General features: G+C 69.7%; 14 protein-coding genes. 11 read left to right on the top strand and 3 right to left on the bottom strand.

What is annotated here, in order from left to right; genetic code table 11:
* Positions 1-57 precede the first annotated feature (57 nt).
* The gene (locus PLC66_RS18155) at positions 58-276 is read right to left on the bottom strand and encodes a YMGG-like glycine zipper-containing protein (RefSeq protein ID WP_324543088.1); all 219 of its coding nucleotides are present in this window, start codon (positions 274-276) and stop codon (positions 58-60) included.
* Between the two features lie 238 nt (positions 277-514).
* Positions 515-1,897 carry a class II fumarate hydratase gene (locus PLC66_RS18150; protein WP_324543086.1) on the bottom strand — a complete coding sequence of 461 codons (1,383 nt, stop codon included), beginning with the start codon at positions 1,895-1,897 and terminating at the stop codon, positions 515-517.
* A gap of 139 nt (positions 1,898-2,036) precedes the next feature.
* Between PLC66_RS18150 and PLC66_RS18145 the strand changes: the two genes are divergently transcribed.
* The 4 genes from PLC66_RS18145 (at position 2,037) to PLC66_RS18130 (ending at position 7,201) form a co-directional block, all read left to right on the top strand.
* A complete protein-coding gene (locus PLC66_RS18145) occupies positions 2,037-3,203 on the top strand; it encodes a sugar diacid recognition domain-containing protein (protein ID WP_324543084.1) in 1,167 nt (388 codons plus the stop codon).
* 144 nt (positions 3,204-3,347) lie between these two features.
* On the top strand, positions 3,348-4,490 hold the full coding sequence (locus PLC66_RS18140) for a glycerate kinase (protein ID WP_324543082.1): 1,143 nt from the start codon (positions 3,348-3,350) through the stop codon (positions 4,488-4,490).
* A gap of 142 nt (positions 4,491-4,632) precedes the next feature.
* Positions 4,633-5,577: an AEC family transporter gene (locus tag PLC66_RS18135; RefSeq protein WP_324543080.1), complete on the top strand. Its 945-nt coding sequence runs from the start codon at positions 4,633-4,635 to the stop codon at positions 5,575-5,577.
* Between the two features lie 145 nt (positions 5,578-5,722).
* A complete protein-coding gene (locus tag PLC66_RS18130) occupies positions 5,723-7,201 on the top strand; it encodes a diguanylate cyclase domain-containing protein (protein ID WP_324543078.1) in 1,479 nt (492 codons plus the stop codon).
* A gap of 9 nt (positions 7,202-7,210) precedes the next feature.
* On the opposite strand, the gene PLC66_RS18125 is transcribed toward PLC66_RS18130, so the two are convergent.
* Entirely contained in the window at positions 7,211-7,810 is a 600-nt protein-coding gene (locus PLC66_RS18125; RefSeq protein ID WP_324543076.1) for a hypothetical protein, read from the bottom strand.
* Between the two features lie 142 nt (positions 7,811-7,952).
* Between PLC66_RS18125 and PLC66_RS18120 the strand changes: the two genes are divergently transcribed.
* The 7 genes from PLC66_RS18120 to PLC66_RS18090 all read left to right on the top strand — a co-directional run.
* On the top strand, positions 7,953-9,548 hold the full coding sequence (locus PLC66_RS18120; RefSeq protein WP_324543074.1) for a glycoside hydrolase family 19 protein: 1,596 nt from the start codon (positions 7,953-7,955) through the stop codon (positions 9,546-9,548).
* A gap of 39 nt (positions 9,549-9,587) precedes the next feature.
* Positions 9,588-15,767, top strand: a complete 6,180-nt coding sequence (locus PLC66_RS18115; protein WP_324543072.1) for a DUF7379 domain-containing protein — start codon at positions 9,588-9,590, stop codon at positions 15,765-15,767.
* Between the two features lie 133 nt (positions 15,768-15,900).
* The gene (locus PLC66_RS18110; RefSeq protein ID WP_324543070.1) at positions 15,901-17,916 is read left to right on the top strand and encodes a monovalent cation:proton antiporter family protein; all 2,016 of its coding nucleotides are present in this window, start codon (positions 15,901-15,903) and stop codon (positions 17,914-17,916) included.
* A gap of 184 nt (positions 17,917-18,100) precedes the next feature.
* The gene (locus PLC66_RS18105) at positions 18,101-19,084 is read left to right on the top strand and encodes a Bug family tripartite tricarboxylate transporter substrate binding protein (RefSeq protein WP_324543068.1); all 984 of its coding nucleotides are present in this window, start codon (positions 18,101-18,103) and stop codon (positions 19,082-19,084) included.
* 59 nt (positions 19,085-19,143) lie between these two features.
* Positions 19,144-19,587: a tripartite tricarboxylate transporter TctB family protein gene (locus tag PLC66_RS18100; protein WP_324543066.1), complete on the top strand. Its 444-nt coding sequence runs from the start codon at positions 19,144-19,146 to the stop codon at positions 19,585-19,587.
* Between the two features lie 3 nt (positions 19,588-19,590).
* Positions 19,591-21,099 carry a tripartite tricarboxylate transporter permease gene (locus tag PLC66_RS18095; protein ID WP_324543064.1) on the top strand — a complete coding sequence of 503 codons (1,509 nt, stop codon included), beginning with the start codon at positions 19,591-19,593 and terminating at the stop codon, positions 21,097-21,099.
* A gap of 264 nt (positions 21,100-21,363) precedes the next feature.
* A partial coding sequence (locus PLC66_RS18090) for a LysR family transcriptional regulator (protein WP_324543062.1) occupies positions 21,364-21,895 on the top strand: 532 nt, incomplete at its 3' end.

Below are 21,895 nucleotides of genomic sequence, written 5' to 3'. Positions count from 1 at the left end.
ATGAGGAGAGCGGAAAAGGGAGGGCGGGTGAGCCTTGGCTCGCGCTGCCCGCTTCGGTCAGCGCTGCTTGCCGACCTGGTCGCCGATGACGCCGCCGATCGCTGCGCCACCCACGGTGCCGAGAATGCCGCCGTCGGTGACGACCGCGCCGGCTACACCGCCCACGCCAGCGCCGATCGCGGCGCTCTTTTCACGCGAGGACATGCCTTCCCAGGTTGCACAGCCTGTGGCGGCGAAAGCGAGCATCAGGGCGGGAATCAGGGTCCGGGTGTTCATGGTGACCTCCTTGTGCTTGTTGGTGCGCAGGGCAAAGGGTCGCTGACCTGCCGTTGGGGTGTGTGGATTATGAGTGCCGGATGCGCGCCGGGATCCCGGCGGGGCGTTTCGAATTGTTTCCCGCCGCCGGCGCGGTGAGCGCGCGGCCGATCCGCGCCAGGCGCAGGTCGGGATTCGGTTGCGTGCCTGCTGGCGGCGCGGCGGCTTCCCCCGCGCCGATTACATCCGGATGCAGGATTCAGCGCCCGAGCATGTCCTGCGGCCGCAGCCAGGCGTCCAGTTGCTCGGCGGTGGTGAAACCGAGCGCAAGGGCGGCGGCACGCAGTGTCGTGCCCTCGGCCCACGCTTTCTTGGCGATCTGCGCCGCCTTGTCGTAGCCGATGTGCGGGTTCAGCGCGGTCACCAGCATCAGGCTGCGCTCGAGGTGTTCGGCCATGCGCGCGGCGTCGGCTTCCATGCCGGCCACGCAGTGGCGCTGGAAGTTGCGGCAGCCGTCGGCGAGCAGGCGGATCGACTGCAGCAGGTTGTGCGCGATCACCGGCTTGAACACATTGAGCTGCAGGTGGCCCTGGCTGGCGGCGAAGCCGATCGTGGCGTCGTTGCCGAGGATCTGGCAGGCGAGCATCGACAGCGCCTCGCATTGGGTCGGATTGACCTTGCCCGGCATGATCGAGCTGCCCGGCTCATTGGCCGGCAGCCTGAGCTCGGCGAGCCCGGCGCGCGGCCCCGAGCCGAGCAGGCGGAGGTCGTTGGCGAGCTTCATCAGCGCCACCGCCAGGGTCTTCAGCGCACCCGACAGGGCCACCAGCGGCTCGTGGCCGGCAAGCGCGGCGAACTTGTTCGGCGCACTGACGAGCGGCAGGCCGGTGAGCGCGGCGAGCTCGGCCGCGATCGCGTCGCCGAAGCCGGCCGGCGCGTTGAGCCCGGTGCCGACGGCGGTGCCGCCCTGGGCGAGCTCGCACACGGCCGGCAGGGTGCTGCGGATCGCGTGCGCCGCGGCATTGAGCTGGGCGACGAAGGCCGACAGCTCCTGGCCAAAGGTGATCGGGGTCGCGTCCATCAGGTGGGTGCGCCCGGTCTTGACGAGGTCGGCATGGCGTTCGGCCTGCGCCGCGAGGCCGTTCGACAGCTCGGTGATCGCGGGCAGCAGGTCTTCATGCACCGCGCGCGCGGCGGCGATGTGCATTGCGGTCGGGAAGCAGTCGTTGGAACTCTGGCCGCGATTGACGTGGTCGTTCGGATGCACCGGCGCCTTGCCGCCCCGGCCCTGGCCCGCGAGTTCGTTGGCACGGCCGGCGATGACCTCGTTGACGTTCATGTTGCTCTGCGTGCCACTGCCGGTCTGCCACACGACCAGCGGGAACTGGTCATCGAGGCGGCCGGCCAGGATCTCGTCGGCCGCCTGCCCGATGAGGTCGGCGACCGCGGCGGGCAGCTCGCCGCTGCGCGCATGCACGCGTGCGGCGGCCTTCTTGACGAGGGCGAGCGCATGGACGATCGCCAGCGGCATGCGTTCGCCGCCAATCGCGAAGTTGATCAGCGAACGCTGGGTCTGCGCGCCCCAGTAGGCCTCGGCAGGGACGTCGATCGGGCCGAGGCTGTCGGTTTCGATGCGGGTCATGATGTCCTCCACGTGTGGGTCGGGTGCGCTTGCCGGCGTCAAGGGCGCGTCGGCGGCGTTGCCGCGATTCTGCGCCTGCTCTTGTTCCGCCGCACGCCGCGCGGCAGCATGTGATGCTTTCCGCTGCCGGTTCGCCGCCATGTTCCTGCTCGACGCGTCGCTCGCCCAGTCCATCGTCGATCGGGCGATGGAAATCCTGCACACCAACGTCAACGTGATGGACGAGCGCGGGCTGATCATCGCCAGCGGCGAGCGCAGCCGCATCGGCAGCCGGCACGAGGGTGCACTGCTGGTGCTGGCCCAGGGGCGGGCGGTGGAGATCGACGAGGTGCTGGCGGGACGGCTGCATGATGCCCGCCCCGGCATCAACCTGCCCTTGCGCGCCGAGGGCCGGGTGGTCGGCGTGGTGGGCCTGAGCGGCACGCCCGCTGCCATCGGCCAGCATGCCGAACTGGTGCGCATGGCGGCGGAGACCATGCTCGAGCAGGCAGGCCTGATGCAGGTGCTCGCACGCGACCTGCGCCTGCGCGAGGAACTCGTGCTGCAGCTGATCGGGGTCGCGCCGGCCACGCCGGCGCTGGAGGACTGGGCGCGTCGGCTGCAGGTCGACCTGGGGCTGCCGCGGGTGGCGGTGCTGATCGAGATCGACGCCTCGGCGCTGCCTGCAGACGCCGTGCTGGCCGAGCAGCAGCGGCTGCAGGCGCTGCTGGCGACGCCCGACGCGGATCTGTTGTGGGCCGCCGTGTCCTTGCGCGAGCTGGTCGTGCTGCTGCCGCTGCCGTCCGGTTCGCCCGCGGTCGAGGGCGGGGGCGACCCGGGCCGGTTGCGGGCGCGGCTGGAGTCGCTGCGCGTGCGGCTATCCGGCGACGGCGCCCTGCGCCTGCGGCTTGCCCTCGGCGGCCATTTTGCCGGCAGCGAGGGCTTGCAGCGATCCTGGCAGTCGGCGCGGGCCACGCTGCGCGTCGGCCGCCGCCGCCAGCCTGCGGCCGACCTGCACTGCTATGCCGAACTCACGCTCGCCGTGCTGCTGGCCGGCCTCGCCGAGGGCTGGCGTGCCGACGAGCTGCAGCGCCCGCTGCAGCGGCTGGCCGCCCACGATCGCGACGGACTGCTGCGACGCACGCTCACCACCTGGTTCGCCCATGACATGAAGACCGCCGCCGCCGCGCAAGCCCTGCATGTGCATCGCAACACGCTCGACTATCGTCTGCGCCGCATCGCCGACATCACCGGGCTCGACCTCGCGCGGCTGGACGACTGTCTGCTGTTGTTCATCGGCCTCGAGCTGAATGAGGCGGATTTTTAGGAGTTGTGCACTAATAAATCCAACTTCAAGTGCTCATTATTGTTCATAACGCTGAATACGGGGCAAGGGAAAGCGCCTAGACTTTCACTCCACGCGGCGGGCTTCGAGTGCCGGCGCGATGCCTATACAGACCGGAGACACCCAATGAAGATCGTCATCGCACCCGATTCGTACAAGGAGAGCCTGTCCGCGCTGGAAGTGGCGCAGGCGGTGGAGGCCGGTTTCCGCCAGGTCTTCCCCGATGCCGCCTACGTGCTGGTGCCGGTCGCCGACGGCGGCGAAGGCACGGTCGATGCCATGGTCGCGGCAACCGGCGGGCGCCGGGAGGCCGTCGCCGTCACCGGCCCGCTCGGCGAACGCGTCGAGGCCTTCTACGGCCTCACCGGCGACGGCGCGACCGCTGTCATCGAGATGGCGGCCGCAAGCGGCCTGATGCTGGTCCCGCCGGCGGCGCGCAACCCGCTGCGCACCAGCTCGCGCGGCACCGGCGAGCTGATCCGCGCCGCGCTCGATGCCGGCGCGCGTCGCTTCATCCTCGGCATCGGCGGCAGCGCCACCAACGATGGCGGCGCCGGCATGGTGCAGGCGCTCGGCGCCCGCCTGCTCGACGCCGAAGGCCGCGATGTCGACGGCAGTGGTGGCGAGCTCGCGCGCCTCGAGCGCATCGACGTCTCCGGGCTCGACGTGCGCCTGGCCGAATGCCGCATCGAGGTCGCCTGCGACGTGGACAACCCGCTCACCGGTCCGCGCGGCGCCTCCGCCGTATTCGGCCCGCAGAAGGGCGCCACGCCGGAGATGGTGCAGACGCTGGATGCCAACCTCGCCCGCCTCGCCCGCCTCATCGAGCGCGACCTCGGTGTCGCGGTCGATCAGGTGCCCGGCGCCGGCGCGGCTGGTGGCATGGGCGCGGCGATGCTGGCCTTCTTCGGCGCGACGCTGAAGCCGGGCATCGAGATCGTCACCGCCGCGGTCGATCTGGATGCCCATGTGCGCGACGCCGACCTCGTCATCACCGGCGAGGGCCGCATCGACTTCCAGACCGTGCATGGCAAGACGCCGATCGGCGTGGCCCGCGTCGCCAAGCGCCATGGCAAGCCGGTGATCGGCATTGCCGGTTCGCTCGGCGCTGACGTCGGCGTGGTGCACGAGCACGGCATCGACGCGGTGTTCAGCGTGCTGAGCAAGCCGTGCACCCTGGACGAGGCGCTGCGCGATGCGGCGGCCAACGTCGAGCTGACCGCGCGCAATGTGGCGGCGATGCTGCGCCTCGGGATGCGGCCGGCCTGATCGACGGTCAAGCCCGCGGTGGCGGCCGCTGCGTCGGCAATCCACATTTATCCGACTGCGGGCAGCGGCCGGAGCGTGCATCATGGAGGCCGGCCTGCGCATTGCCTGCGCAAATCGACCGCTTACGTGACGCGCACCTCTCATGGACATCATCTTCGGCATCATCCTGCCGGTCTTTGGCACGCTCGGCCTGGGCTACGCCGCGGCACGCCTGGGCGTGTTCGACGAGGCGGCCAACCGCGGGCTGTCGCTGTTCGTGTTCAACTTCGCGCTGCCGCTGATGTTGTTCCGCGCGATCGCGCAGGCCGAGCTGCCCGACGCGATGCCGTGGGGCTATCTGCTGTCGTATTACATCGGCGCTTTCGCGGTGTATGCGCTGGCGATGGTGGGCGGACGGATCCTGTTCGCGCGTCGCCTCCACGAGCAGGCGGTGCTCGGCCTCGGCGGGGCCTTCTCCAATACCGGCATGCTGGGCATCCCGCTGGTGATGACGGCCTACGGGTCGTCGGCGGCACTGCCGCTGTTCGTCATGATCGCCTGCCACAGCCTGCTGATGCTGCCGCCCACCACCGCCCTGATCGAGGCGGCGCAGGGGGGCAAGGAAGCGCTTGGCACGATGCTGCTGAAGCTGGTGAAGAGCGTGCTGGCGACGCCGATCATCTGGGGGCTGTCCTGCGGCCTCGCGTTCGCCCTCATCGGCATCCAGATTCCCGGCCCGCTCGATGCGGTGGCCAAGGGTCTGGGCAGCGCGGCCACGCCGTGCGCGCTGTTCGCGCTCGGGGCGTCGCTGACACGCTACAACCTGGGCGGCAACCTGCGCGAGCCGGCCATGCTGGTGGCGCTGAAGACGGTCGTGCATCCCCTGCTCGTGTGGCTGCTCGCCAGCCAGGTGTTCGACGTGCCGCCGCTGTGGGTGATGACCGGCGTGCTGCTGGCGGCGCTGCCGGCGGGCATCACGCCCTACCTGTTCGCTCAGCGCCACAAGGTCTGCCAGTCCACTATCGCCTCGGCGGTGTTCCTGTCGACCCTGCTTTCCGTGCTGACGCTGTCGCTGCTTCTGTTCCTGCTTCCGCCACCCGGCCCTTGAGGCTCCTGCGGCCCTTGCCGTGTTGTTGCGCGGTGCGACGCATGACACGCTGGGCCGCGCGATGGCGTAGTAGCATCTGAAGCGATCCTCGCCCGGCAGTCAGCGGGCTACCCGTGGGCCCGAACAACGCCAAGCGGAGCTTCCGGTGTCACGACCTGTCGTGCAGCCCCCTGCCATTCAGTGGCCGCTGAATGCCATTCGCCTCGCGATCGTCCTCGTGAGCCTGCTCGCGCTCGCTTTTGGTTGGGGCGACATGCTGCGCGGCGCGAACGAAGCCGAGGCGGCAGCGGTGGCGCGGGCAAGCATGCAGGCTCGCATTCAGGCGCGCGCGGTCGGCGAGCTGGTGCAGGCCACACTCAACGGTTTCGATTTCGCCCTCAAGTCGGTGCGGGCGGTGGTCTATGACGGAGCCGAGGCCATCGACCGCCACGCCCAGCTCACCCTGCGCGGGGTGTCCGCCGACTTCGTGCTGCAGGTCTTCATCATCGATCGCGAGGGCTACCTGAGCTACTCCTCGCTGGGACCGGCACCGCGCAACTACCTGGGTGACCGCGACTACTTCCTGCGCCTGTCGGCGGCGAAGGAAGACATTCTCGTCATCAGCGAGCCGGTGCTCGGCCGCCTCACCCAGCGCTGGAGCATCCAGGTGGCACGGGCGATCCGGCGCGACGGTGCGTTCGACGGGGTGGTGTCGATGGCCTTGTCGGTCGACAGCTGGGCGGCGCAGCTGCTGCGCCTTGGTCCGGGGCCGCGCGACACGCTGTCGCTGATCGGTCGCGACGGACAACTGCTGCTGCGCACCCTGCATGGGACGGACTACTACGGCAAGCAGCTACGTCTGCAGCGCCCCTTCGTGCTCCAGTATGACGTGCTGGAGGGCGACTACCTGAGCGCAAGCCACGCCGACGGCGTGACCCGCATCTACGGCTGGAGCCGGCTGCCGTCGGGCCTGATCACGATTGCGGGGCTGGCGCTGGAGGATGTGCTCGCACCGGTGCGGAAGGCGCGCGAATGGGCGATCGTGCGCGGCGCCCTGCTCAGTGGCGTGTTCCTGCTCGTCATCGCCGCGCTGGTCGTGGCGCTCGGGCGCTATGGTCAGGCGATGCGCCGTCTCGCCTCGGCCGAGGTCTGGCAGCGCGCCAACTTCGACCTCGTCACCGGTCTGCCCAATCGCGCCCTGCTGCTCGATCGCCTGCAGCGCATGATGCTGCATGCCCGTCGGCACAACGCCCAGGTCGTCGTGCTGTTCATCGATCTCGACCTGTTCAAGCCGGTCAATGACCGCTTCGGGCATGCGTTCGGCGACCGCCTGCTGGTCCAGGTCGCACGCCGGCTCGAGCAGCTCTTTCGCAGCGAGGACACGGTCGCCCGCCTCGGCGGCGACGAATTCGTCGTGCTGATGCCGGCGGTCAGGGGCAAGGAGATTGCCGAACAGGCGGCGCAGAAGATCGTCGAGCGACTGTCCGAGCCCTTCGACATCGACGGCCAGGCGGTCGACATCTCCGCCAGCGTCGGCATCGCCTATTTCCCGCAGGACGGCGACAGCCCGGCGGCGCTGATTGCCCGTGCCGACGCCGCAATGTATCGCGCCAAGCATGGCGGGCGCGCCACCTGGCGGGCCTGAGTCCGCTTTTCAGTCGCTGCCGAAGCGGCGGCAGTCGAGCGCGACGAGCTGCACCAGGTTGCCGGTGGCGGCGTAGAACAGCGAGGCCAGCGCGCGCCGGTTCTGCCAGCTCTCATGCAGCGCGAGCGAGCCGCGCAGGCCTTCCAGGGCCACCGCATCCGGTTCGCGGGCGTGAAAGTCGAGCAGACGCAGCGCGTCGTCGCTGTCGTGGGCCGCGCCAAAGCGCAGGGCGGCTGCGAGGTTGGGCGAAGCATCGCTGAACTCGGCCGGAAAGCGCGGCGTCTCGGGCTGGCCGGGCGCCGGCCACAGGAACTCGGGCGTGACGATCTCGAAGCGGATGACGTCCGGCCGTGTCGCCGTGTGTGCGCGCCCCACCTCCAGCACGAGGCGTGTGCGATCGCTGTCGTGCAGCTCGGTGCACACGATGTCGAGCGTGCTCGCTGCCGCGGCGGTTGTGGCGGCGGCGCCGGTCGCCGCGGCTGGCGGCGTCTCGGCCGTGCACGCGGCACTCAGCGCGAGCAGCGCCGTGGCAAGGGCAGTACGTGCCGGGCGCCGCGCTGCGCGTGCGGGGCGGACCGCGCAGTGCCTGGCGGGAGGGCCGATTTGCATGTCCTGCAGCTCCATCAACGATCGGGTCGGCGCCATTATGCCGCCTCGCCTCGGCCCGGCCCGCTGTTGCGCCCCGCCGTGCTTGAAAAGCCGCATTCCATGGGCTTAAGTGCAAGGACTGCACAGCCTGGGGAGGGGAGCCATGTCGATCGCGCGCGAAGTACTCACCCGCATGGGGGCGACGGCGGCGAACGCCGATGCCTACCTGGACCCGCTCAATGCGGCGATGGCGGCGCATGGCATCGACTCCGCCCTGCGCATCGCGCACTTTCTGGCCCAGGTGATGCACGAGTCGGGCTCGCTCAAGACGACGGTCGAGAACATGCGTTACTCGGCCGAGCGGTTGCAGGCGGTGTTTCCGCGCTACTTCCCCACCGCTGCCGAGGCCGCGGCCTATGCCAACCAACCCGAACGCATCGGCAGCCGCGTCTATGCCGGGCGCATGGGCAACGGGCCGGAGTCGAGCGGGGACGGTTATCGTTACCGCGGCCGTGGCCTGATCCAGCTCACCGGCAAGGCCAATTACCGTGCCTTCTCGGCCTGGATCGGCGACGACGTCGTCGCCCAGCCCGAGCTTGTGGCCACGCGCTATGCGGCGCAGTCGGCGGTGTATTTCTGGGACAAGAGCGCGCTCAACGCGCTGGCCGACCTCGACGACCTGAACTCCATCACGCGCCGCATCAACGGTGGCCTGAACGGCTTTGCCCATCGTCGCGAGCTGCTCGAGAAGGCCAAGCGCGCGCTCGCCGAGCTTGCCGGGCGCACGGCGGCCGAGCTGCCGTCGGGGCCGGCGCTGAAGCCGACACACCGTGTCCTGCCGCTGAGCCTGAATCTGCGCAGCGCGCCCCGCGTCGCGGACAACACGCGCATGGCGACGCTCAACCAGGGCAGCCAGGTCGAGGTCCTGGGCGCCGCGCCGGAGGCAGGCTGGGTGCGCCTGCGCGCGTTGGTGAATGGCGCGCTGCGCGAGGGCTTCGTCGCCGAGCGCTACCTCGAGCCGCTGCCGCGCAGTCGCGTGCGCGCGGCGCCGCCGGTGCTGCTCGCGGCCGCGGCGCCGGCGGTGCCGCCGGCGCACCTGCAGCAGAACCGCAGTGACATCACCCGCGCGCGTGACGGCGGCCGCGCCTACCCGCTGGGCGAGACGGGACGGCCGACACGTGGCGGGCGCACGACCGAGGCGCTGGCCGCCGCGGTGAGCGCGATCGTCGATTACCTCGACGTCGCCAATCCCGCCCACCGGCGTTACCTGGCGGGTGGCGGCAACACCTACTGCAACATCTACGCGACCGACTTCGCTTATCTGTGCGGCGTCTATCTGCCGCGGGTGTGGTGGACCGACCCGGCCCTGCGCCGCCTCCACGCGGGCGAGACGGTGCCGGTCGCCTATGGGCAGACGGTGCGCGAGCTCAATGCCAACAGCCTGTTCGACTGGCTCGAGGACCACGGGTCCGCCTTCGGCTGGGTCCCCGAGGTGGATCTGACGACGCTGCAGGCCGCGGCCAATGCCGGCGAGGTGTGCGTGATCGTCGGCCAGCGCACCGAGCTCAACCGCCCCGGACACATCACCGTCGTCGTGCCCGAACAGGACGGCGCCAGCGCCAGGCGCAACGCCGGCGGCCAGGTGCTGCATCCGGTCGAATCCCAGGCCGGCACGCGCAACGTGCTGCGCGCCGCCGCCGCCAGCGCCTGGTGGCTGAACGCGCGCTTCCGCGCCCATGCCTTCTGGCGTCATCCCTGATTCCCCCTCCAACGCTGCGCTCATCCCCGGACCACTGACATGGCAAAACGCAAGACCCCTGCGGGCTCCAGAACCCTGCTCAAGCTGCCGCTGCCGGCCGAACCAGCGAGCACCGCGGCGGCCACCGCGCCCGCCCTGCTGCGCCTGCCCGGCAGCCGGGCCGACGGCGGCGACGCGGTCGACCTGGTGCCCGGCCTCAAGGTCACCAGCGTCATGGAGCTCGCCGCGGCCAGCCGCAGCGACGAGGCCCCGGTCACCGGCACCCTGGACGAAGGCTCGGGCCTGCTGGCGCTCGAAGCGGAGGACGGCACCACGATCTTCATCCGTGCCGACGCCCTCGCCGAGCAGCTTGCGCGCACCCGCCCCGAGCTGGTGGATGCGCAAGGCGCGGTCGATTTCGCCGGCTTTCGTGACGCCGAGGACAGCACCCGTGGGGCGCTGGGGTGGATCTGGCGGCGGGTGAGCCGGCTCAGCCTGCCCGAGGACGCCATCAGCAAGGCCGCGAAGGACAAGGCGCGCGAGTGGCTGGGCGGCAAGGTCGAGGACTGGGCGGTGGCCTGGGCCTCGCGCAAGGGCGCGACCGCGCTGATGGCGATGATCGAGGAGCGCCTCGCCGGCGAGCCCGGGCTCTATCCCTGGGATGGCGGCGCGCTGCGCAAGGAGGACCGCCTGCAAGCTGGCGACCGAAGGCTCAGTGAAGCTGCCGAGACAGGGCCGCTGCTGATCTTCATCCACGGCACCGGCTCGCACACCCTGGGCGGTTTCGGCGATCTACCGGGCAGCACGGCCTGGTCGGCGCTGAAGGACCGCTTCGGTGAGCGCATCTTCGGCTACGAGCATCGCACCTTCTCGCAAAGCCCGATCGACAACGCGCTCGCCCTGGTCGAGACCCTGCCCGAGCGCTGCAGGATCAACCTGGTGACGCACTCGCGCGGCGGCCTGGTCGGCGACCTGCTGTGCCTGGACGGCGCCGACGGCGAGTTGGCCGAGCTGATCGAGGACTACCGCAGCGCCAGCCCCCTGACCGACGATGGCGATGCCGACGCGGAGGCCGAGGCCTTCGCCGCCGGCGAGCGCGCCAAGCTTGGCCGTCTGGCCGCCCAGCTGGTGGCGCGCGGCATCGTCGTCGAGCGCTATGTGCGGGTCGCCGCGCCGGCCCGCGGCACCGCGCTGCTGTCGGACAACCTCGACGTCTTCCTGTCCGGCCTGCTCAACCTGGTACGCCGGGCCGGGGCCTGGAGCGTGGGGGCCGCCGTCGGCGCGCTGGCACCGGCCGCGGCGGTGAAGGCGAAGGAGGCGGCCGATGGCGGCCTGAAGTTCCTCGCCCGCATCGTGCTCGAGATCGCCGACAAGCGCCTGCAGCCGCAGGTGGTGCCGGGCATCGAGGCGATGCTGCCCGAGGCGCCGATGGGCATGCTGCTCGGCCGTGCGCGCATCGCGCCGCAGGTCAGGGTGGGGGTGATCGCCGGCGACATCGAGGGCGGCGGCGTGCTGCAGCGGATCGGCGTGATGTTCGTCGATTGGGCGCTGTTCGACCGCGCCCGCAACGACCTGGTGGTCGATACCGACTCGATGTACGGCGGGCTGGTGGCGCGCGCCGCCAGCAGCGACGCCGCCGTTGACGCGGGCGATGCGGCCGCGGCTGCGCTGCTGCCTGCGCATCGGGCGATCTTCGTGCAGGGGGCGGAGGTCAATCACTTCCGCTATTTCCGTGACGACGTGCGCCGCGACGGCGTGCCGCTGCCGGCGGCGCTGGCCGCCTGGCTCGCACCCGATGCGGATGGGGCGGAGCCCCGCAATCCGGCGCTCGCGCCCTGGGCGCCGCTCACGCTGCCGGTGGCAGAGCCTGCCATCGCCACCCGCGCCAGCCGCGGTGAAGCGGAGCCCGCCGACAACACGATGCCGGTGCTGGTGTTCCTGCCCGGCATCATGGGCTCGCACCTCAGCGCCGACGGCCGGCGCATCTGGCTCGACCCGATCGAGCTCGCCCGTGGTCGCCTGGTGCGCATCGCGATCGACAGCAGCAAGACGGTGCAGCCTGCGGGCCTGGTCGGCATGGCCTACGGGCGGCTGGCCGCCTACCTCGAGTCCGGCCATCGCGTGATCCGCCACGACTACGACTGGCGCCAGCCGATCGAGGTGCTCGGCAAGGCGCTTGCGGTCCGCCTGCGCGAGGCGCTCGAGAAGCATCCCGACCAGCCGGTGCGCATCCTCGCCCACAGCATGGGCGGGCTGGTGGTGCGCGCCGCCTTCGCCGCCGACCCCGAGCTGTGGCCGCAGATCGCCGCACGCCCCGGCGCGGGCGTGCGCCTGCTGATGCTGGGGACGCCGAACCAGGGTTCGCACCTGTTCGTCGAGACCCTGCTCGGCCAGTCCGACACCATCCGCATGCTTGCCCGCCTCGACCTGCGCCAGGGTATGCAGGCGGTGCTCGACATCGTCGCCGGTTTCCCGGGCGCTGCGCACCTGCTGCCGGCGCCCGATTTCGTCGACACCGGCGGCCCGGCCGCCAAGGACTACTACCGCGCCCAGACCTGGAGCGAACTGGCGGCGATCAACAACGACTTCTGGTTCGGCCGCAGGCTCGCCGGCAAGCCGAACCAGGCCCTGCTCGACATGGCGCGCGGGTTCTGGAAGACGATCGCCGACACGCGCTGGGTGGCGCACGCGCCCGAGCGCATCGCCTACGTGTTCGGCAAGGCCGACAACACCCCCTGCGGGCTGCTGCTGCTTGACGAAGGCAGCCGGCCCTTCGTGCGCATGCGCGGCACGCCTCATGGTGACGGCTCGGTGACCTGGGCCTCCGGTCGCTTGCCCGGCCTGCCCGACGAGCGCTGCTGGTACATGGCTGCCGACCACATGGGGCTGACCAGCACCACCGAGCACTTTGCCGACATCGATGCCCTGCTCGTCCAGGGTACGCCGCGCCGGTTGGGGCGCCTGCCGGTCAGCCGCAGCGACGAGGCGCGCGAGCCGCTGCGCGCCTACCGTGCCGGTCCGCCGCCGGCCTGGCCGACCGAGACCGAGCTGGTCAGTCGCGCACTCGGCGGTCGCATCCCGGCCCTGCCGCAGCGTCGACGCGCGGTGCTGCGCGTGGGCGTGAAGGCGATGAACCTGCGCTTCGTGCAAGTGCCGGTGCTGTGCGGCCACTATCGTGGCGACCCGATCGCCGGTGCCGAGGCGGTCATCGATCGCTGGCTGGTCGACGGCGCGCTGAGCCAGCGCCAGCGCCTGGGCATCCATTCCGGCGACCTGGGCGACGCGACCGTGGTGCTGATGCCGCGCACCGCCGAGGAGCGCGTGCGCGGCACCGGCCGCGGAGCGGTGGTGGTGGGCTTGGGCGAGATGGGCAAGCTCGGCGCCGACGGCGTCACCGAAGCAGTGCGCGCCGGCGCCCTGCGCTATCTGCTGCACGCCTCCGACCGCTACGGCGAGGACCACTGCGACGGGCGCGGGCGGCGTCCCGAAGGCCAGCTGCCGCTGCGCCTGGCAAGCCTGCTGGTGGGCACGAATTCGGCAGCCAGCCTGGACATCGCCGAGGCGGTGAAGGCGGTGGTGCGCGGCGTGCTGCTCGCCAACCGCGATTACGCCGAAGGCGCGAAGGCGCGCAAGGGGCCGGTCGGCCGTATCGTCGAGCTGGAGCTGATCGAGCTCTATCGCGATGCCGCCATCTCCGCCGCCTATGCGGTGAGCGAGCTCAACACCCTGCTTGCCGCCGAGCTCGAGCGCCTGGGCGCCCGGCTCGATCTCAGCGAGCCGCTGCAGCACGGCGAGGGTGTGCGCCAGCGCCTGATCGTGAGCCCCTTTGGCGACTACTGGCCACGGCTGTCGGTCAGCGATGCCGATCGTGACGACAGCGACTGCAGCGCGGAATGCTGGCTGCCGCGCCTGTGCAACCCGATGCCACCCGAGGTGTTGCGCCGCTGGCTGAGCCTGTACGGCTGCAAGGACGGTGCCGACGCCGCCAGCCCGCTGGCGGCGGGCGAGGCCTTCGCGCCGGTGATCCGTCATGCGCAGCGCTTCCGCTTCACCTTCATGGGCGAGAAGGCGCGCGCCGAGGTCGTGGTCCAGACCCGCCAGCCCGGCCTCATCGAACGCCTCGCCGACGAGGCGCTCACCGGCCCGGCGTCGACCCGCTATCGGGGCGGCGGGGGCAGTTTCGGCCACACCCTGTTCCAGCTCCTGGTCCCGGTCGACTTCAAGGCCGCGGCACGCAAGGCCAACAACCTGATCCTGGTAGTGGACGAGAGCACCGCCAACCTGCCCTGGGAACTGCTCGAAGACGACGGCGAGCCGCTCGTCATCCACACCCGGGTGGTCCGCCAGTTCATGACACGCAATTACCGGCGCGATGTGGTGCGCACCGATGCCATGACCGCCTGTGTGATCGCCAATCCCAGCACCGAGGGCTACTACGCCGAGTTCGGCGGGCCGGGCTGGAAGCCCCGCCCTGATGCCGACGGCAGCCCCCGGCCCGACCGCCTGCCCAGCCTCGGTGGCGCGGCGCGCGAGGGCGAAGCCGTGCTGCGCGTGCTCGAGGGGGCGGGCTATACGGTCAGCCATGCGCCGCCCGACGCCCGCGCCGGCGACGTCTATGCGCGCCTGTTCGCCCGCCCCTGCCGGGTGCTGGTGATCGCCGCGCACGGCATTCATGCCCGCCGTGCGGCCGACGGCAGTTACCGCAGCGGCGTGGTGCTGTCCGATGGGCTGCTGCTGTCGGCGGCCGAGATCGGCCTGATGGAGACCGTTCCCGACCTCGTCTTCCTGAGCTGCTGCCATCTCGGCAAGGTCGGCACCGAGCAGGGCGGGCAGCGGCTGGCCGCCAGCCTGGCGCGCGAGCTCATCGACATGGGCGTGCGCTGCGTGGTGGCGGCCGGCTGGGAGGTGCGCGACGACGCGGCGCTGACCTTCTCCGAGCACTTCTTCAAGGCCATGGCAGTCGACGGCGCACGTTTCGGCGACGCGATCCACGCTGCCCGCTGCGAGGCCTACCGCCGCCACCCCGACTGCAACACCTGGGGTGCCTACCAGGCCTATGGCGATCCGGCCTTCCAGCTCAGGGTCAACGACGGCGCCGAGCGTGAGGACGGCCTGCTGCTCGCGCCGGAGGAGCTGCTCGACTGGCTCGACCAGCTCTGGCTCGATGGCCACCGGCTCGACGGCGACAGCACCGAGGCGGCCTTTCGCAGCGTGCAGAAGCGGGTCCAGCGCAGGCTGGGCCGGCTGCCGGCGGCGTGGGCGGCGCGGCCCGACGTGCAGCAGGCGCTGGGCCGGCTGTATGCCGCATACGGCGACGTCGGCGGCTTCGAGGCGGCGCGCGAGCCCTTGTTGCGCGCGGTTGCCGAGGACTCGTCCAAGGGCGTGGTGCCGATCGCGGCCATCGAGCAGCTGGCCAACATCGAGGCCCGGTTGGCCGAACAGCTCAGCCAGTCGGGTGCGGCCGAGGATCTCGAGCGCGCGCGCGGGCTGGTCGATGACGCGATCGCGCGCATGCGTGCGCTGATCATGATCACCGGTCCCGAGCCGGTGCCGCGTGTCGCGCCTGCGGCCCAGCCTGCGCCTGAAAGCGGGCTGCGGCCGAGCGCCGAGCGCCAGGCCATCCTCGGCAGCGCGTGCAAACGTCGCGCCATGATCCTGCTGCGCGGCGCCCAGCCGCCCGGCGAGGACATCGCGGCGGCGGGCGAGGACACGCCGGCACCGGGCGCAAGGGCTGCGAAGGGGAAGGCGGGCGCGGAGCGCAAGGCGTGGGCGGCGGTGCGTGACGCGCTGCGCGACGCGCGCGACGCCTACGCGCTGGGCGAGGGGGATCCGGCGCAGGCCGACTGGGACCCCTACACTCGCATCAACCGGCTGCAGCTCGACTGGCTGCTGGGCGAGGCGGTGGACCTGGCCATGCTGGAGCAGTGCCAGGCGGTGGCGCGCAAGCGCTTCGAGCGCCGCTTCGGCTTCTTCGACGGCATCATGGTGGCCGATTGCGCGGTCACGCGCTGGCTGATCGACGGTGTGCCAGCGGGCACCGACGATGCTGCCAGGATGCTGGCGCGTGCCTACCAGGAGTCGGCGGGCATGCTCGCGGCCTCGCGACGGCAGATGGACTCGGTGGTTCGGCAGCTTAAGCTGCTGGCCGAGTTCCTCGAACTGCGGGCCGACGCCGCCGATGCGCAGCGCGTTGCGGTATTGCGGGCGGTGGCGAAGGCGCTCGGTACGCCTGCGTCCTGATTGCCGTGCGGGCCGGGCGGATGGGTCGTGTCACCCGTCCGCCCGGCCTCGTGTATGGTTTGGGGCTTAGCTGTCCGCGCTCGCGGGGCGCGGACGGACCGCAGCCTCACCTACCAGCCACGTCGATTTCCGGATGATTCCACCGGTCCAAGCGCATGTCCTGATCCTGCTCATCTTTTCGGTGATCGCGGTCGTCGCGCTGCAACGCATGCGGATGCCGTCCAGCCTCGGCTATCTGCTCGTCGGCGCGCTGGTCGGTCCCCACGCCTTTGGTCTCGTGCCCGATGTCGAGCACAACCGGGTGCTGGCCGAGTTCGGCATCGTGTTCCTGCTGTTTACCATCGGCCTCAACTTCTCGCTGCCGCAGATCCTGGCGATGCGCAACCTGGTGTTCGGCCTGGGTACGGCGCAGGTCGTCCTCACCACCCTCATCGTCGGTGTCGGTGCGTGGTTGCTCGGCCATTCGCCGGAGACCGCCTTCGTGATCGGCGCGGTGGTGGCGCAGTCGTCGACCACGGTCATCAGCAAGCAGTTGATCGAGCAGGGTGAGGACCAGAGCCGGCACGGCAGGCTGGGGGTGGCGATGTCCGTCTTTCAGGACATCACCGCCGTGCCCTTCGTGGTGGTCATTCCGGTGCTCGGCATGGCCTCGGGTTCGATCGCCGCGCCGCTCGGTCTTGCCTTGCTGAAGGCGGCAGCGGCCTTCGCATTGGTGTATCTGGCCGGGCGCTGGCTGCTGCGGCCGCTGTTTCACGAGGTTGCGGCGCGGCGCTCGGCCGAGCTGTTCACGCTGACCGTGCTGCTGGTGAGCCTGGTCGCCGCCGCGATCACCCAAAGCCTCGGTCTGTCGATGGCGCTGGGGGCCTTTCTGGCCGGCATGATGCTCGGCGAGACCGAGTTCCGCCATCAGATCGAATCGACCATCCGGCCGATCCGCGATGTGCTGCTCGGCCTGTTCTTCGTCACCATCGGCATGCTGCTCGACGTCTCGGTGCTCCCCGAGCTGTGGCATCTGGCCCTGGCGGGTGCCGCGGCCATGCTGATCGCGAAGGCCGTGCTGGTCTTCTTCATCGTCCATTTCGCCGGGGTCAATCGGGCGACGGCGGTGCGCACGGGCGTGGTGCTGGCGGTGGGCGGCGAGTTCGGTTTCGCCCTGCTGGCGATTGCGCTCGACAGCCAGGTGCTGGCCGCTGAGGTGGCGCAGGTGGTGCTGATGGCGGTCCTGTTCAGCATGCTGATCGCTCCCTTCTTCATCCGCTACAACGCGGCCGTCGCCCGTCGCCTGGTGCGGGGACCGGTGCTGGCCACCAATGGGGTGGCGCATGCCGAGGACGCGCCGCCCGACCAGCGTGACCACGTGGTCATCTGCGGTTACGGCCGCATCGGCCAGAACCTCGCCCGTTTCATGGAAGCGGAGCGGATTCCCTTCATCGCCCTCGACATGGATCCGGCGCGGGTGCGCGACGCCCATGCCGCGGGCATGCCGGTGTTCTATGGCGACTCGTCCGAGCGCGACATCCTGGAGGCGGTCGGGGCCGACAGTGCGCGACTGATCGTGATCTCGCACGACGACCTCGGGGCGGCGCGCAAGGTGTTGCAGCACGTGCGCTCGAGCCGTTGGCCGGTGAAGGTCATGGTGCGCACCCGCGACGAGGCACCGCTCGCCGAACTGCTCGAACTGGGCGCGACAGAGGTGGTGGCCGAGACGGTCGAGGCCAGCCTGATGATCGCCGCCCATGTGCTGCTGATGGCGGAGGTGCCGACGAAGCGCGTCCTGCGGCGCATTCGCGCGGCGCAGGCCAACCGCTACCAGTACCTGCACGAGCTTTACCGGTCGGACGAACCGGTGCTGGGCGACGCCGATCAGGACACGGGCCATGACCGGCTGCATGCGGTCGAACTCGTGGCCGGCTCGGTCGCGGTCGGACAGGTGCTCGGCGAGCTGGACCTGGGCGATTGCCGCCTTCAGGCTTTGGTGCGCGCCGGCGAGCGCATGCTCCACCCCCCACCCGGGCTGAGGCTCGAGGTGGGCGACACGCTCGTGCTGTTCGGGATGCCGGACGGACTCGACAAGGCCGAGGTCGCCTTGCTGGCGCAGGGGGCGTCGACCGAACGTGAGTCTGCATCGGTGCGCAAACCCATCCCGTGACGGCCAGGCCATGAAACGGACCGACGGCCTGCTGGCCTTCACCGACGCCGCCGACGGCGCGACCGGGATCCTGCGCTGCGGACACTGAAAGGCTATCGAAAGACCTTCTCCGTATTGTCCGCTCCACACGGGGCGAAGTGGATTCGCCTCGCACAAGAGGCGTCCATACACGGAGGAGATCGCCATGATGCTGAAGAAGACCCTGTTTGCCGCGGCCACCGCGGTCCTTGCCACCCTCGCAGCCGGTGTCGTCCACGCCGAGCCGGCCAAGCCCGAGTGCATCGCTCCGGCCAAGCCGGGCGGCGGCTTCGACCTCACCTGCAAGCTGGCGCAGAGCGCCTTGCAGAACAGCAAGCTGCTCGAGGCGCCGATGCGCGTCACCTACATGCCAGGCGGGATCGGTGCCGTGGCCTACAACACCGTCATCGCCAACCGTCCGGCCGAAGGCGGCACCATCGTCGCCTACTCGGGCGGCTCCTTCCTCAACCTGGCGATCGGCAAGTTCGGCAAGTACACCGAGGACGATGTCAGGTGGCTGGCCGCGGTCGGAGCCGACTACGGCGCCATCATCGTCAAGGCAGATTCGCCGCACCAGAGCCTGAAGGATCTGGTCGAAGCCACGCGCAAGGAGCCGTCCAAGGTGGTGTTCGGTGCCGGCGGTTCGGTCGGCAGCCAGGACTGGATGAAGTCCGCGCTGATCGCCCGTGAGGCCGGTGTCGATCCCAAGTCGATGCGCTATGTCGCCTTCGAAGGCGGCGGAGAGGCCATCACCGCATTGATGGGCGGCCACGTGCATGCCTACTCGGGCGACGCCTCCGAAGTCCTTGGCCACCTGAAGGGCGGACGGATCAAGGTGCTCGCGATCATGGCCCCGGAGCGCCTGAAGGGTGAACTGGCCGACATTCCGACCGCGATCGAGCAGGGTTACAACGTCGACTGGACCATCACCCGCGGCTTCTACATGGGGCCCAAGGTGTCGGATGCCGACTACCAGTGGTGGATCGCCGCGTTCGAGAAGCTCCAGGCCTCGCCCGAATTCGATCAGCTGCGCGCCGAGCGCGGCCTGTTCCCCTATGACCTGACCGGCGCCGAGCTGACCGAGAACGTCAAGCGCGAGGTCGCCCGCTACAAGGTCCTCGCCAAGGAACTCGGCCTGGTTGCCCAGTAAGCGTCCGTCATCGGCCCCGCACCCGCAGCGATGCGGGGCCTCATTTCCTGGAGACCGACATGAGCGAAAAAATCCTCGGCGGCATACTCTTGATCGTCAGCCTGGCTGGCATCTGGATCGCACGCAGTTTCGAAGTGGCCATTTCCTACGAGCCGGTCGGACCACGCGCATTTCCGATCGTCATTCTCGTCCTGCTCGGCATCAGCGCCGTTGCCCTGATGCTGGAGAAGAAGAGCGACACCACCTGGGCGCCCCCTGCCGTCCTCCAGCGCATCGGCCTGCTGTTTCTGATCGTGCTGGCCTACGCCTGGGTGTTCGACAAGCTCGGCTTCATCATCGCCACCGCGCTGATGGTCCTTCCCATCGCCCGCTTCTTTGGCGGCAGCTGGAAACAGGGCGCGATCGGCGGAATCGGCCTCGGAATCGGCTTGTTCATCCTGTTCGACCTTCTGCTCGACGTCGCATTGCCGACCGGGCTGTGGCTCAACAACATCCTGGGGTAAATCATGGACAGCACACTTTCGCTGCTGATGCAGGGCTTTGCCGTTGCCGGCACGCCCGAGAACCTGATGATCGCGCTGGTCGGCTGCTTTCTGGGCACCGTGGTCGGCCTGCTGCCCGGCCTGGGCCCGATCAACGGCGTCGCCATCCTGCTGCCGATCGCGTTCGCGATGAAGCTGCCGCCGGAGTCGGCATTGATCCTGCTTTGCGCGGTCTATGCCGGTTGTGAGTACGGTGGACGGATATCGGCGATCCTGCTCAACGTGCCGGGCGACGCCGGTGCGGTGATGACGACGATGGACGGCTATCCGATGGCGAAGAAGGGGCTTGCCGGACCGGCCCTGTCGATCTCGGCGATGGCTTCGTTCTGCGGCGCACTGGTCGCGACCGTGGGCATCGTACTGTTCGCGCCGCTCCTGGCCGAATGGGCGATTTCCTTCGGCCCGGCGGAGTACTTCGTGCTGATGGTGCTGGCGCTGTGCTGCCTCGGCGGCCTGGTTGGTGACTCGCTGCCCAAGGCGGCGATCGCCTGCCTGATCGGCCTGCTGTTGTCGACGGTGGGCATCGACTCCAACAGTGGCGTCTATCGCTACACCTTCGATGCCTTGCATCTGCAGGACGGTATTCCCTTCATCGTCATCGTGATCGGCCTGTTCGCGGTCAGTGAGGTCATGCTGATGCTGCAACATGCCCATTCCGGTGTTGAGCCGATGGCGCTCACCGGCCGCGTGATGTTCAACATGAAGGAGTTCATGCTGGTGAAGTGGACGATGCTGCGCTGCTCGCTGGCCGGCTTCTTCATCGGCGTGCTGCCGGGTGCGGGCGCAACCATCGCCTCGACCATGTGCTACGCCAGCGAGCGTCGCATGGCGGGCAAGAATCACCAGTTCGGCGAGGGTGACGTGCGCGGCGTTGCAGCACCGGAAGCGGCCAACAACGGCTCGGCCAACGGTTCGCTGGTGCCGATGCTGACCCTGGGTGTGCCGGGCTCGGGTACCACTGCAGTGATGATGGGCGCGCTGACGCTGTACAACATCACCCCCGGCCCGACCCTGTTCCAGGACCAGCCGGTGATCGTGTGGGGCCTGATCGCGTCGCTTTTCATCGCCAACGTGATGCTGCTGATCCTGAACATTCCGCTGATCCGGGTGTTCGTCAAGTTCCTGTCGATCCCGACCTGGCTGCTGGTGCCTGGCGTGGCGGCGATCTCGATGGTCGGCGTGTATGCAGTGCATGGCAACACCTTCGACCTGGTGCTGGGCACGATCATCGGCGGCATCGGCTACCTGCTGCGGGTCATGAACTTCCCGATCGCGCCCTTCATCCTCGGCTTCGTGCTCGGCGACATGATGGAGCAGAACCTGCGTCGCGCGCTGTCGATCAGCAACGGCGAGATCGGCGTGCTGTTCTCCAGCCCGATCGCCATCGGCCTGTGGGTGGCGGCCATCGCCATGCTGGTCGGTCCGCGTGTCGCACGCATGCTCGACAGCCGCCGCGCGGTGGCCCAGGCATGAGTTGAAGACTCACCTCCGCGGATGCCGTCCTCGCGTTTGAGGCGGCATCCAGCTTGCGGTGGCCCCGTCCCGGGTCGCCGCCTTTGATGGGCGCCTGCGGGCGCCCGTTTTTTTTCGCCGTTTAGATAGAGCGCGTCGCTGCCCCCCGGCGTACCCCGGTCGTGATCTCGAGCCGAGTACACTGCACGGCAGGCGGCGGCCCCGTTGGTGCCGTCGAGACCACGGCGGTTTGATTCAAGCATCCCTTGCGGGGAGGTGCGCGAGATGGACCTGAACGATTTCGATCTGAACCTGCTGCTCGTCTTCGACCAGTTGCTGAAGGAAAGGAAGGTTTCCAGCGTGGCGGACAGCCTCGGGGTCATCCAGCCTGCCGTGAGCCGCTCGCTCAAGCGCCTGCGTCAGTTGCTCGGCGACGAATTGTTCTGTCGCACCGCCAGCGGAATGGAACCGACCGCTTACGCCCGACACCTGGCCGAACCGATCGGCTATGCGCTCGACTCCCTGCGCCAAGCGATCGGACAGGAGTTCAGCTTCGACCCCGCGAGCAGTCGCCGCACCTTCACGCTGCGGATAACGGACATCGGCGAGATCTACATCCTTCCGCGCCTCCTGCCGCTCCTGGATGCGATGGCGCCCGGCGTGTCGGTCACGGTCGTGCGTGGCAACAATGAAACCCTGAAGGGCGAGATGGAGGCGGGTCGCATCGACCTCGCGATCGGACTCATCGACGGCCTCGAGTCGGGCTTCTTCCGGCGCCAACTCCTCAAGCAGGGCTATGTCTGCGTTTTCCGCTTAG

This window comes from Thauera sp., assembly GCF_035444905.1.
GTDB lineage: Bacteria > Pseudomonadota > Gammaproteobacteria > Burkholderiales > Rhodocyclaceae > Thauera.
Note: the sequence above shows the minus strand (reverse complement) of the source record. Positions and strands in the feature narration are given on the sequence as shown.

What these genes read in the sequence shown, in the direction of transcription:
- PLC66_RS18155 (WP_324543088.1), bottom strand. Translation starts at nt 276, where the DNA reads ATGAACACCCGGACCCTGATTCCCGCCCTGATGCTCGCTTTCGCCGCC.
- PLC66_RS18150 (WP_324543086.1), bottom strand. Translation starts at nt 1,897, where the DNA reads ATGACCCGCATCGAAACCGACAGCCTCGGCCCGATCGACGTCCCTGCC.
- PLC66_RS18145 (WP_324543084.1), top strand. Translation starts at nt 2,037, where the DNA reads ATGTTCCTGCTCGACGCGTCGCTCGCCCAGTCCATCGTCGATCGGGCG.
- PLC66_RS18140 (WP_324543082.1), top strand. Translation starts at nt 3,348, where the DNA reads ATGAAGATCGTCATCGCACCCGATTCGTACAAGGAGAGCCTGTCCGCG.
- PLC66_RS18135 (WP_324543080.1), top strand. Translation starts at nt 4,633, where the DNA reads ATGGACATCATCTTCGGCATCATCCTGCCGGTCTTTGGCACGCTCGGC.
- PLC66_RS18125 (WP_324543076.1), bottom strand. Translation starts at nt 7,810, where the DNA reads ATGCAAATCGGCCCTCCCGCCAGGCACTGCGCGGTCCGCCCCGCACGC.
- PLC66_RS18120 (WP_324543074.1), top strand. Translation starts at nt 7,953, where the DNA reads ATGTCGATCGCGCGCGAAGTACTCACCCGCATGGGGGCGACGGCGGCG.
- PLC66_RS18115 (WP_324543072.1), top strand. Translation starts at nt 9,588, where the DNA reads ATGGCAAAACGCAAGACCCCTGCGGGCTCCAGAACCCTGCTCAAGCTG.
- PLC66_RS18110 (WP_324543070.1), top strand. Translation starts at nt 15,901, where the DNA reads ATGATTCCACCGGTCCAAGCGCATGTCCTGATCCTGCTCATCTTTTCG.
- PLC66_RS18105 (WP_324543068.1), top strand. Translation starts at nt 18,101, where the DNA reads ATGATGCTGAAGAAGACCCTGTTTGCCGCGGCCACCGCGGTCCTTGCC.
- PLC66_RS18100 (WP_324543066.1), top strand. Translation starts at nt 19,144, where the DNA reads ATGAGCGAAAAAATCCTCGGCGGCATACTCTTGATCGTCAGCCTGGCT.
- PLC66_RS18095 (WP_324543064.1), top strand. Translation starts at nt 19,591, where the DNA reads ATGGACAGCACACTTTCGCTGCTGATGCAGGGCTTTGCCGTTGCCGGC.